The following is a 12067-nucleotide window of genomic DNA, read 5'->3' on the forward strand; positions in this document are numbered from 1 at the left end:
GCTTAAAAGCTCCCTGTATGTTGGTAAAGCTGCCACGCATAGACAGCCAGAATCGTTTTGGCGTCACTAATCCGACCTTCACGAATGAGCGCCTGTGCTTCCTCCAGCGTCACCTCGAACAGCTCCAGAAATTCATCCTCATCCGGTTCCATTTCTCCCAACTCCAGCTCTTCAGCCACATACAGATGAATGATTTCATCCGCAAATCCGGGGGAAGTATAAAAGGAGTGAAGCAGCTTCAGTGACTTGGCAGTATAGCCTGTCTCTTCTCTCAGCTCGCGTCCCGCTGCTTCCATCGGGTCCTCGCCCCGCTCAAGCTTGCCTGCCGGGATTTCCACCTCACAGCGGCCCATTGCCTGTCTGTACTGATCCACAACCAGCATTTTCCCCTCATTCAGCGCCAACACGGCCACCGCCCCCGGATGCTTCACGATTTCACGCTTACCCGTGGAGCCGTCTGGAAGCTCTACCGTGTCCACCTGCAACGTAATCACTTTTCCTTCAAAAATGGGCTGCGTGGATACCGTTTTTTCCTCCAACGCAGGATTGGAATAAGGCTTGCGGTCTGGGCTGTTCACTTGATCGTTCACTGGATTATTCTTTTGGTTGTTCATCAGTATGTTTCCTCCTTCGTCATCTATCTTTTCATTAACTATCGCCAACTTTAGTCTAACTTGTCCATTTCGGACATATGGTGGTATTATAACAAATTTCCCTGTTCAAAGGAGATTCGCCAATGAAAAGCTACCGTACCGAAACCACTCTCCATATTGTCGGCAAAGCCTGGCAGATTCAAGCCCTCCTGAGGCAATGGCAAAAAGAACACGGCTCCGCTGCCACTATCGCCTCGCTCATGGTTCCAAAAAAGGTTCAGGTCTAAAGACAAGGGAACGCTGTTCCTGTCTTTAGCCTGAACCTTATGTGTATCATCCGAGTCTTACTTCGTCGCCTGTTGAATAAGAGCTACGACCACCTCGGCAACCTTCACCAGATCATCTGCCTTGATTTTTTCCTGTGTCGTATGAATGTTCTGGTAGCCAACAGCCAGATTCACCGTGGGAACCCCCAGCCCGTTGAATACATTGGCATCCGAGCCACCACCCGAATGGAAGGTCGGCGTTGCCAGCCCCAGCCCTTGTATAGCACGCTGCGCCACCTGTACAATTTCATCATGCTCCGTAAAGCTGAATGCCGGATAAATGACTTCGCTGCGGAACTCGCCCTGTGCACCAAATTCGCGCGCCGTAGTTTCCAGAGCTTCACGCATATGCTGAATTTGCTGATCCACCTTCTCCTGCACAATACTGCGTGCTTCCGCCCGAATCAGCACAAAATCGCATACCACATTCGTTGCTCCGCCACCCTCGAAGCTACCGATGTTAGCGGTTGTTTCCTTATCAATCCGTCCCAGCTTCATCTTGGAAATGGCCTTGGAGGCTACTTGAATTGCACTGATGCCATCTTCGGGATTTACACCTGCATGAGCGGACTTTCCTGTAATTTTCATTTCAATACGAGCCTGCGTTGGCGCAGCCACACAAATGGAGCCTACTTCACCATTGGAATCCAATGCATACCCAAAGTCTGCATCCAGCAATTCCGGTTTCATTGCCCGCGCGCCGAACAGACCGGACTCCTCACCTGCCGTAATCACAAACTGAATTTGTCCATGGGGAATTTTCTGCTCACGCACGACACGAATCGCCTCGAACAAAGCGGCAATCCCTGCCTTATCGTCTGCCCCCAAAATTGTTGAACCGTCACTGCGAATCCATCCATCCTCACCTAGCTGCGGCTTAATGCCTTTGCCTGGTGTAACGGTATCCATGTGGCAGGTAAAAAACAATTTAGGTGCTTGCTCCGCGCCTTCCGCTTTCCAGGTTACGATCAGATTACCCGAACCATGTCCGGTTCTTTCGCGGGAATCATCTTCTGTTACCTCCAGCCCGAGTGCATTGAATTTTTCTTTCAGAACACGCGATATTTCCTGCTCGTGTTTGGTTTCGCTATCCACCTGTACGAGTTCCATAAATTCTTGTACGATTCGTTCTTTCACTACTTTTGCTGTCATTGAACTTCCCTCTCTTTCCCGTTTACGCTACAATACGGATAGATAGTCTTATATCTGACTTAAACCTATCCTAAAGGAGTTACACATGCCGAACAAAAAATGGGTTCGTTTTTTCGTCTACATTATGCTCGCCGCGATGATTGGCTCTACGCTGTTCATGGTGATTGAGCCGTTGATTATGCCTCTATAATGGATTACGCCGCTCAAGATATTCTGCCGTCCCCATGCTCTATGGAGGCTGTAGGCGGACAAGCTGTAGCGCAAGAAAACAGGCGGGCTTCCGTGTACATCACAGAATAGCCCGCCTTTGCTTTATTGGAGCGAATGACTTTGCCATTCCGCCGCAAATGAAAATTGCTCCTCAAAGTAAGGCACAATCTCCTTCGCAATCTGCTCCATTGAAAAAGTCTGCTGTGTGCAGTCCTCCAATGAAGTCACTCCGTATTCCTGAATTCCGCATGGAACGATACCTTGAAAGCCCTCATGCTGTATCCCTGATTTGATATTGAAGGCAAAACCATGACTGGTCACAAAGCCCCGGCGGTGCTTACATTTGTTAAATTTGACGCCTATGGCCGCGATTTTAAGATTCCCGACCCATACCCCTGTGTATTCAGGCTTACGACTTCCTTCAATACCATGGGACGCCAGCAACCGAATGATCACCTCTTCCAGACTCCGGAGGTATCCGTGCAGGTCAAGCGCCTCCCGGTTGCCGAGCATAATCAGGGGATATCCGACCAGTTGCCCCGGTCCATGATATGTAATATCTCCCCCACGGTCAATCTGAAAGACGCTGATTCCCTGAGCTTTCAATTGCTCCGGTGTGAGAAGCAGATGCTCAGGATGCCGCTGAGAGCCAATCGTGTAGGTCGGCGGGTGCTGGAGAAGCATAAGCGTTTCCCTCGCCTCCCCGGCATCCAGCTTCCCCACAATATCCTTCTGGACATCCCATGCATGGGCGTACTCCATCCTATTCGTATAGGTTACCTCAAGCGGTCGTCTGTTCACGGCCTGTCACTTCCTCTCCGTCCATTTACCCAACTGTTCGGATGATTAGTACAGCTTCGTATCCAAGGTGTAGCCTTCCAGGTTTTCTTTGATCCGTTGCAGGAATCGTCCGCAGATTACACCATCCAAAATGCGATGATCTAGCGACAGACACAGGTTAGCCATCGAGCGAACCGCGATCATATCATCAATGACAACCGGTCTTTTGACGATGGATTCAAAGGTAAGAATCGCAGCCTGCGGATAGTTAATCACCGGATAAGACAGAATTGAACCAAAGGAGCCTGTGTTGTTCACGGTAAACGTCCCGCCCTGCATATCGTCCAGCTTGAGCGTACCTTCCCGTGTTTTACGTGCCAAATCGTCAATTTCACGCGCCAGTCCGGCAATGTTTTTCTGATCCGCTTTTTTAATAACTGGCGTAAGAACTGCATCCTCTGTACCCACGGCCAGCGAGATGTTGATATCTCTTTTGACGATAATTTTGTCCACAGCCCACACCGAATTCATGATCGGATATTCCTTGATGGCATTCACGACCGCTTTCATGAGGAAAGCCAGATACGTAATGTTGATGCCTTCTTTTTGCTTGAACTCGTTTTTGATCTTGTTGCGGAGCATCACCAGGTTGGTCACATCCACCTCAATCGTCGTCCAGGCATGTGGAATTTCCGAGACACTTTGCCTCATATTGCGGGCAATCGCACTGCGAATCGGTGTAACATCAATAAAATACTCGGATCTGTTGTTGCCACCCTCAACTTCGATCGCAGGAGCTTTCGGAGCTTCCGTCAAATGAATGCCGCTGTTGCGCACCGGAATTGCAGGGTCCATATTTTGAATCGGTGTACTATTCTGAACAGCAGACTGCTGTCTTCCGGCAAAAGGAGAGCCTTGCCCTGGTGTCGTTGCAGTTGGCTGTTCGGATACCCCTGCCTGAGCGGAACCACCCTGTTGTACATAATTCAGCACATCTTTGCGAGTAATTCGTCCACCCATGCCAGTGCCTGTCACCTGATTCAGGTCTATGCTGTGCTGAGTAGCCAGCGTTTGCACCGCCGGAGAAAAACGTCCCCGCATGGATTGGTCTGAGGCAGCACCCTGTTGGGATTGTACTTGTGTTTGTGCGTTGCCTTGAGGTGCTGGCGCAATGGAAGTCGCTCCAGTTGATGCAACAGGTGCGGCTGACTTCGTCTGAATACGGCAAATCAATTCTCCAACGGCTACCGTCTGACCTTCCTCTGCTAACAGATCACCCATAATACCATCCAATGTCGATGGAATTTCCGCGTTCACTTTATCTGTAATGACCTCGCAAATCGGCTCGAATTGCTCCACCGTTTCGCCAGGTTGTTTCAGCCATTTTGCAATTGTCGCCGATACAAGCGACTCTGCCAATTGGGGCATGGTCACGTCGGTCCATTGTGTTTGGTCTGACATTTTTTCAACTCCTTAACATCATAGGAGGGCGGGTTTTACCGCTACCCCCGCTACACTTTTGGAATGCTTTCGTCCAATCCACTCTATATTAATACATTGCAAGACGGCGCATCGCTTCCTTAACCTTATCCTTGTTTAACATATAAAACTTTTCCATCGGCGGGCTGATCGGCATTGCAGGCACGTCTGGAGCGCACAGACGCTCAATCGGCGCATCCAGTTCGAACAGACATTCCTCATTAATAATTGCGGAAACCTCGGCACCGATGCCACCCGTTTTGTTGTCTTCATGCACGATGAGTACCTTGCCTGTATGTCTTGCAGCTTCAATGATGGCCTGACGGTCCAGCGGCTGGAGTGTGCGCAAATCCACAACATGTGCGGTAATGCCCTCTTCCTTCTCCAACTCCTCAGCAGCCTGCATGACAAAATGCAGCGGCTGGCTGTATCCGATGACTGTAATATCGTCACCTTCACGCAACAAATTGGCTTTGCCAATTGGAACAATGTAATCGTCCTCAGGTACTTCACCCTTGATCAGCTTGTAGCACTTTTTGTTCTCAAAATACAGCACCGGATCAGGGTCGCGGATCGCTGCTTTCAGCAGTCCCTTGGCATCATACGCGGTAAAAGGAGCTACAATTTTCAGACCCGGTGTACCAAAAAAGATAGATTCCGGACACTGTGAATGATACAAGCCGCCAAAAATACCGCCACCGATAGGCGCACGTATCACAACAGGACAGCTCCAGTCGTTATTAGAGCGATAGCGAATTTTAGCTGCTTCACTAATAATCTGATTGGTTGCCGGGAGCATGAAGTCAGAATATTGCATTTCGGCAATCGGCTTCATTCCGTACATGGCTGCACCAATGGCAACACCAGCTATAGCCGATTCTGCCAACGGCGTATCCATGACACGCTGCTCACCGAATTGATCCATAAGACCCTTGGTGGTCGTAAAGACACCACCTTTCACACCAACATCCTCACCTAACACAAAAACCGTTTCATCCTGCTCCATTTCTTCCTTCATGGCAAGACGAATCGCATCAATATATTCCATAACCGCCATAATTACCGGCCCTCCCCATCGCTGTCAGCATAGACATGCAGTAGCGTATCTTCGGGCTTCGGAAAAGGCGCATTATCCGCATATTCAATCGCTTCCTTGACCTCGAGCAGCAGCTCAGCCGACAAATCCGCGTCCTTGGCCTCATCCCAAATGCCGCATTCCAGCAAATAATTTTTCATACGGGCTACGCCGTCTTTGGCCCAGTTCTCATCCACTTCTTCTTTAGTCCGGTAAGCCAGATCGTTATCCGAGGTGGAGTGAGGAGACAGGCGGTACATCATCGCTTCAATAAGCGTTGGCCCCTCGCCACGAATAGCACGTTCACGCGCTTCCTTGACGGCTGCATACACTGCCAGCGCATCGTTACCATCGACCCGAATCCCAGGGAATCCGTATCCCAAAGCACGGTCGCTCACCTTGCCTGCCATTTGCTTATGAACCGGAACTGATATCGCATATTGATTGTTTTCACACATAATGATAACTGGCAGCTTCTGCACACCTGCAAAGTTACAGCCTTCGTGAAAATCCCCCTGGTTGCTGGAGCCTTCACCAAATGTAACGAACGATACAAAATCCTTCTTCTGCATCTTGGCAGCCAGCGCTACACCCACTGCGTGTGGAACCTGCGTCGTCACCGGGCTGGAGCCTGTCACAATACGCAGCCGTTTACTGCCGAAATGACCGGGCATCTGTCGGCCACCACTGTTGGGATCATCCGCCTTGGCAAATTGCGACAGCATCAGTTCGCGTGCCGTCATACCAACCGCAAGTACGAATCCGTAATCCCGGTAATAGGGAAGAAAATAGTCCTTCTCCCGGTCCAGTGCAAAAGCCGCACCAACTTGTGCCGCCTCCTGCCCAATGCCGGAAACGTGAAAATTAATTTTCCCTGCCCGTTGCAGGAGCATGTTGCGCTCGTCAAATCTTCTTGCGAGCAGCATATATCTGTACATGTCAATAACTTGTCCGTGAGTAAGTCCCAGCTGCTCATGTCTGAAGCCAGCGTCTACAGCGCCTTTTGAACTCATTGAGGCACCTCCTTAAGTATCAAACATCCTACTACCAGCACCTAGTACCATCTTGTCTTAAAACCTGGTACTAAACTCTGGCTAACACCATTATAATCCTTTTCTCCCCAAAAAGAAAAGCACCGATTTATTAAGATAAATTATATCCCTATCGCCTGTCCATCAACCGCCAGCATCGCTTCTCCCAAAATCTCCGACAATGTTGGATGCGGATGAGCCAGCTGTCCGACTTCCCACGGCGTAGCATCCAACAGCTGCGCAAGAGCCGCCTCGCTGATGAGATCCGTTACATGCGTACCGATCATATGTACACCGAGAATATCATTCGTTTCCTCGTCGGCAACCACTTTGACGAAGCCATCCCGACTGCCATACACCAGCGATTTTCCGATAGCCTGAAAAGGGAACTTCCCTGTCTTCACCTGATGTCCACGCTCACGGGCTTCTTGCTCAGTTAAGCCCACACTAGCTGCCTCAGGACGCGTATAAATACAACGAGGAATAAGATGATTCGGTACACTGTGAACCACTTCGCCCGCCAGATGATGTACCGCATGCAGCCCTTCATGGCTCGCTGCATGCGCCAGTTGTAATCCTCCGATGCAATCACCGATCGCATAAATATGTGATTCATTCGTCTGCAAATGCTCATTAACCGAGATAAAGCCACGCTCTACGCGGATATCCGTATTTTCCAATCCGATATTCTCCACATTCGCCTGACGACCTACTGAAATGAGCAGCTTGGAAGCGCTGAGTGTTTCGGTTTCGTCCCCTTTTTGCACGTCAATCTGTACGCCTTCCTCATCCTTGCCGTACGTTTCAGCCAGCACTTGCGAGCCTGTCAGCACCTTGACACCGCGCTTGGTTAGCAGGCGCTGCATTTCACGCGAAACATCCTCGTCCTCGGTTGGAATAAGCCGATTCGCCGCCTCGACCACCGTAACCTCCACGCCAAAATCGTTCAGCATGGAAGCCCATTCCACGCCAATAACGCCACCACCTACGATAATCAGGGAGGCCGGTAATTCTTCCATCGTCAACGCTTCGTCACTACTCAAAATAAATTCGCCATCCGGCTCCAATCCGGGTAGCACACGCGGTCGTGATCCCGTTGCAATAATGAGATGGGCAGGAACAATCGTCTCCATCTCGCCATTTTCCAGCTCCACGGCAACTGCGCCGCTTTTTGGAGAAAAAATCGATGGCCCAATCACGCGCCCTTTGCCGCTCAGCACCGTGATTTTATTTTTACGCATCAAAAATTGCACGCCCTGATGTAACTGCTCTACAACGGCTTCCTTGCGCTCTTGTACCTTGGGAAAAACAAGCTGCGCTCCCGAGGTCTCAATGCCGTATTGCGTACTTTCCTTGATCGTCGCATACACTTCCGCACTGCGCAGCAAAGCCTTGCTTGGGATACATCCACGGTGCAGACAGGTTCCACCTAGCTTGTCCTTTTCGATAATAACGACTTCTTTGCCGAGCTGGGCAGCGCGAATCGCTGCAACATACCCTCCGGTTCCTCCGCCCAAAATAGCGACATCACAATGTATAGTCATGCTTCTCCTCCATTTAACATTGATTATATATAGCTTATTGTACTCTCTTTATTTCTCTGTACAAAATATAGTGTTTATGCAAAGACTATAGGCCGTCTAACAACCCGTTCCCGGCATCTACTGTAAATTACTCATACAAGGCGTCCCGTAACTTGGTAGACATTCTTGGAGTTTGAGCTGTTTTGGCCCGTAGCGCTTTGCGAAAGGATTCATTTTGCTTGCGTAGAAGATCCAGCTCTGTCTCCAACTCCGTGATCAACTCCTGTGCCTGTGGGCTTACCAGCCCTTGCTCCAGTAATGCTTCTATTTTGGCACTATAATCCGTATCATTTTGGTTCATGCCTGTCCCCTCTTCCCTCTATTCCACTATACTTCACCATATCATGCTCACGGCAACAGGGCAATGACGTCCACACTTACGTTCAAAGAATAGATATACAATAACATGTCGAAAAACAATATATTTTCTCTGGTCTGTTTGCTGCACATTATGGTAATCTATAATGGCCTTTTCTTTCGGGAATAATAGATTCACAGCGTTATGCGCATGTTACAGAGAGGGGAATTCGCGTTGCACAGAGGACGAATTACGATCATTACAGGCCCCATGTTTAGCGAAAAATCCGGCGAACTGATTCGCCGCTGTCAAAAATTAATTCAATACGGGCACCGTAAGGTGGTCGCTTACAAACCGGCTGAAGATAACCGCTACGCCAAGGATGAAATTGTAAGCCGCATCGGATATCGGCTGCCCGCCATCTCCATTCCGAAAAAGCTCACAGATGAGCTCGTTCAGCGGATTTTGGAAGAAACGAAGGATGCCGATGTGGTCGCCTTTGACGAAGTACAGTTTTTCAGCCGTCATATTATGATGTTGGTGGAGGAGTTAGCCTACTGTGGCAAGCACGTGATTGCAGATGGACTCAATTTGGACTACCGGGGTAAGGAATTCGGATATGTTGGCGGTTTACTCGCCATGGCAGATGACATCGAAAAGCTAGCTTCCTTTTGCGCCGTATGTGGAAGTTCGGAAGCTGTATATACCCAGCGTATGGTGAACGGAAAGCCTTCTACTGTAGGACCCATCGTAATGATCGGCGACTCTGAGGCATATGAACCGCGTTGCCGTAATTGCTTCATACCACCCCATAAAGTGAACTGCGATTAGCACGGAGAATTTGCCGTCAGACTGCGATAAAGGCATGATAACCAGCGGATTTTTTTCTTGTATTTTTTTGGAACGATTCGAGCAATTGCCCCGTATATCCTGTTAAGCTGTACAAGTTTTTTAGTTTTCATATGAACACCATGACCATGATATTATCGGGGGGCTTACTTATGAGTTTTTTTAACAAAATCTTGGCAAGCGCAGGAATCGGTTCAGCTAAAGTCGATACATTGGTGGACCAGGCCGTGTATGTCCCTGGCGAAGAGCTTAGTGGCATCATGCGTATCAAAGGCGGTAAAATTGATCAGGAAATCGGCAAAATTGACATCGAACTCAAAACAGAATATATCGAAGAGCACGATGACAAGAAAACCACTTCCACCTGCTGCATCGCTCGGGTCAAGGTATCCGACGGCTTTCATTTAAAGCAAGGACAGGAGCTTGAAATCCCTTTTTCTTTTCGGTTGCCATTGGAAACACCTGTCACTCATGCCAAACAGCCCGTATGGCTGGATACAGCATTAGACATCGGTATGGCCTTGGACCCGACCGACCGTGACTCGCTCAAAATCGAGCCGCATCCCTATATGAGTACGGTGTTTGAGGCCGTTCACCTGTTGGGCTTCCGATTCCGTTCCTCCACCTGCGAACGTCATCCCAAGCTGGGACGCGGTGTTCCGTACGTGCAGGAATTTGAATTTACGCCCGGATCGGAATATGCACGCGATATTGAGGAGTTGGAACTGATTATGCAGTTGGAGCCTGAAGGCGTACATGTGCTTGTCGAAGTAGATCGCAGAGGCAGAGGGTTATCCGGCTGGCTGGAGACTGCCTTTGATATGGACGAGCGTCATGCCTGGTTGAGCTTAAGCAGACAAGAGCTGTCTTATGGACCAGATCATATCGCAGATGCGCTGGAGGAACTGATCGACAGACAGCTTCGGTAAATATGTAGATATAACAAAAAAATCCCTGCCGTTTAACTCACGGTTGGGGATTTTTAATGATCTTCAGAATACTCTACCGATTCCGTATCGTCTGCATAGGTTAAAGTGGCAGCATATCCTGCCGTTCCGCCTTGTGCTTGCAATCCTTGCATACCCCATACAAAGAACCATTGTCATCTGCGTAAAAGGTTAATTTGTCTTCTTTTTTACAAAAGGAGCATTTTTGCTTGCCCGTGCCCTGGATAGAGTCAGACAGTCCAAACCCAGATTGGACTTGAATCCCTGTTGCATCTGTATTCTCGCGGGAACCGGAAGATACCTTAGACTTGGATACGTTTCCGATGCGGGATTGTCGAACAGGCTTACGAGGACGAAATTCAACGACATTACTGCCCGGCTGCTCATTCACTTGTTTGTTGTTACTACGACCACGCCATGCCATAACAATCCAACCCAATGCTACGACCAACACTCCGACGATCACCCAAGTTAGACTATTCCACATGCCTTCATCCCCACCTTTGCTTTAAAATCGTTTGGTTTGCTTCCACTTCCTCGTACAGTACAGGCTTTATTCTGTTTAGTCTAACGGAATCCCGTTCAATGCAATAACCTTGCCTATGACCTTATTCATTGAAATATATCCGAGAAAACGACTGTCTGTGCTGTTCATCCGATGGTCTCCCAACACAAAAATCATACCTTCCGGTACAACATTCGACTCACCTCTTAACGGGAAATTAAGCATGTTAGGTAAGTCGCCTTTTTCCAGATATGTTTCCTTGATCGCTTTTCCATTAATATAGACCTGGTCCCCCTCCAGCTTGACCTTTTCCCGAGGAAGTCCAATGACCCTTTTTACAAATTGTACATCATCCTTCTGAAAAATGATAATATCCCCTCTACGGAAATCGTTCTCCTTATAATAATGCTTATCCACTGCCATATGATCTCCTGCCATCATAGTAGGCTGCATCGAAGGCCCATTCACTGAGTATGACTTTACATCATCACTTACATTGATAATACCTAGTGCTATTACAGCAGCTAACATCCAATTCATCATTCTGTCTCCCAATCCTTGTTTAAGTTTTGCAAAATACAAACAAAAACAGTCACCCCCGAGAGGATGACCTATTCATAAAGCATTCATCATTTACCATAATTATCAATATATTAACACATCTGCGGTTATTGGGCTATTTTTTTCAATCCTTCTCAATTTTCTTTGGAGTTTCCACTACAGGAGGTTTTTTAGTGACTTTCAGATAACATTGGGCACAAATCACAATACCTCTATACAGAACGATCGACTCTTTACTGTTACAGAATATGCAATGGTGGGAATGGGGACGTACTTTAAGCTTATGTAATTTCCCTGTCATTCAGCATTCCTCCTTTTCATATATAATATGAATCATCTTTAAACGCCTATTTCGTAAATGTATCATCAATACCAAGCAATTCAGCTACTAATCGCCTATATCGCTTAGCTTTGCGAGTTCCATGGATTAGATTCGATAAGCGGGACGTCGGAATTTGATAAGTCTCGCAAAAAGTTTGTTGATCCATATGCCTTTCGACCAACTTCTGCTTAATCGCCCATCCAAAATCAGTTACAGGATGTTTATTGTTATTCAAAAGGCTCACCTTTTTCTGTTTATGTATTGTTGTTACTTATACTTATAATGCTTAATATAGCTTTACACTATCATGCTTAGACTGGAATTTGGAATGATAGGATATTGGTTAACACTCTTCA

General features: G+C 48.1%; 15 protein-coding genes. 4 read left to right on the plus strand and 11 right to left on the minus strand.

Going from position 1 to position 12067, the window contains the following annotated elements:
• Positions 1-2: 2 nt before the first annotated feature.
• Positions 3-614 (minus strand): NUDIX domain-containing protein, encoded by a 612-nt coding sequence (locus E0698_RS05480; RefSeq protein ID WP_238353866.1) that lies wholly within the window; start codon positions 612-614, stop codon positions 3-5.
• Positions 615-736: 122 nt separating this feature from the next.
• Here E0698_RS05480 and mciZ point away from each other — a divergent pair, with 122 nt between their 5' ends.
• Positions 737-880 (plus strand): Z-ring formation inhibitor MciZ, encoded by a 144-nt coding sequence (gene mciZ / locus E0698_RS05485; RefSeq protein WP_014282169.1) that lies wholly within the window; start codon positions 737-739, stop codon positions 878-880.
• Positions 881-937: 57 nt separating this feature from the next.
• On the opposite strand, the gene E0698_RS05490 is transcribed toward mciZ, so the two are convergent.
• Positions 938-2071: a tripeptidase T gene (locus E0698_RS05490; protein ID WP_192510861.1), complete on the minus strand. Its 1134-nt coding sequence runs from the start codon at positions 2069-2071 to the stop codon at positions 938-940.
• A gap of 85 nt (positions 2072-2156) precedes the next feature.
• Here E0698_RS05490 and prli42 point away from each other — a divergent pair, with 85 nt between their 5' ends.
• Positions 2157-2261, plus strand: coding sequence for a stressosome-associated protein Prli42 (gene prli42 / locus E0698_RS05495; protein ID WP_014282171.1), 105 nt, complete (start codon positions 2157-2159; stop codon positions 2259-2261).
• 122 nt (positions 2262-2383) lie between these two features.
• On the opposite strand, the gene lipB is transcribed toward prli42, so the two are convergent.
• From lipB to E0698_RS05525, 6 genes are all read right to left on the minus strand, one after another.
• Positions 2384-3082 carry a lipoyl(octanoyl) transferase LipB gene (gene lipB / locus E0698_RS05500; protein WP_134913765.1) on the minus strand — a complete coding sequence of 233 codons (699 nt, stop codon included), beginning with the start codon at positions 3080-3082 and terminating at the stop codon, positions 2384-2386.
• Positions 3083-3127: 45 nt separating this feature from the next.
• Positions 3128-4522, minus strand: coding sequence for a dihydrolipoamide acetyltransferase family protein (locus E0698_RS05505; protein ID WP_192510862.1), 1395 nt, complete (start codon positions 4520-4522; stop codon positions 3128-3130).
• An 88-nt stretch (positions 4523-4610) separates the two neighbouring features.
• Complete coding sequence (locus E0698_RS05510) at positions 4611-5597, minus strand: alpha-ketoacid dehydrogenase subunit beta (RefSeq protein ID WP_192510863.1); 987 nt, start codon at positions 5595-5597, stop codon at positions 4611-4613.
• A gap of 2 nt (positions 5598-5599) precedes the next feature.
• Positions 5600-6628 (minus strand): thiamine pyrophosphate-dependent dehydrogenase E1 component subunit alpha, encoded by a 1029-nt coding sequence (locus tag E0698_RS05515; RefSeq protein WP_192510864.1) that lies wholly within the window; start codon positions 6626-6628, stop codon positions 5600-5602.
• A gap of 140 nt (positions 6629-6768) precedes the next feature.
• Entirely contained in the window at positions 6769-8190 is a 1422-nt protein-coding gene (gene lpdA / locus E0698_RS05520) for a dihydrolipoyl dehydrogenase (RefSeq protein WP_192510865.1), read from the minus strand.
• 127 nt (positions 8191-8317) lie between these two features.
• A complete protein-coding gene (locus tag E0698_RS05525) occupies positions 8318-8530 on the minus strand; it encodes a hypothetical protein (RefSeq protein ID WP_192510866.1) in 213 nt (70 codons plus the stop codon).
• A 231-nt stretch (positions 8531-8761) separates the two neighbouring features.
• On the opposite strand from E0698_RS05525, the gene E0698_RS05530 reads away from it, so the two are divergent.
• The gene (locus tag E0698_RS05530) at positions 8762-9358 is read left to right on the plus strand and encodes a thymidine kinase (protein WP_152643829.1); all 597 of its coding nucleotides are present in this window, start codon (positions 8762-8764) and stop codon (positions 9356-9358) included.
• Between the two features lie 170 nt (positions 9359-9528).
• Positions 9529-10305: a sporulation protein gene (locus tag E0698_RS05535; RefSeq protein ID WP_149093545.1), complete on the plus strand. Its 777-nt coding sequence runs from the start codon at positions 9529-9531 to the stop codon at positions 10303-10305.
• A gap of 100 nt (positions 10306-10405) precedes the next feature.
• Here the strand turns inward: E0698_RS05535 and E0698_RS05540 are convergent, their stop codons facing one another.
• The 3 genes from E0698_RS05540 to E0698_RS26630 form a co-directional block, all read right to left on the minus strand.
• Positions 10406-10810, minus strand: a complete 405-nt coding sequence (locus tag E0698_RS05540) for a hypothetical protein (RefSeq protein WP_149093544.1) — start codon at positions 10808-10810, stop codon at positions 10406-10408.
• A 75-nt stretch (positions 10811-10885) separates the two neighbouring features.
• A complete protein-coding gene (gene lepB, locus E0698_RS05545; RefSeq protein WP_192510867.1) occupies positions 10886-11368 on the minus strand; it encodes a signal peptidase I in 483 nt (160 codons plus the stop codon).
• Positions 11369-11736: 368 nt separating this feature from the next.
• The gene (locus tag E0698_RS26630; protein ID WP_149093542.1) at positions 11737-11946 is read right to left on the minus strand and encodes an XRE family transcriptional regulator; all 210 of its coding nucleotides are present in this window, start codon (positions 11944-11946) and stop codon (positions 11737-11739) included.
• Positions 11947-12067 lie beyond the last annotated feature (121 nt).

Source organism: Paenibacillus sp. 23TSA30-6, from assembly GCF_014858585.1.
Classification (GTDB): domain Bacteria; phylum Bacillota; class Bacilli; order Paenibacillales; family Paenibacillaceae; genus Paenibacillus.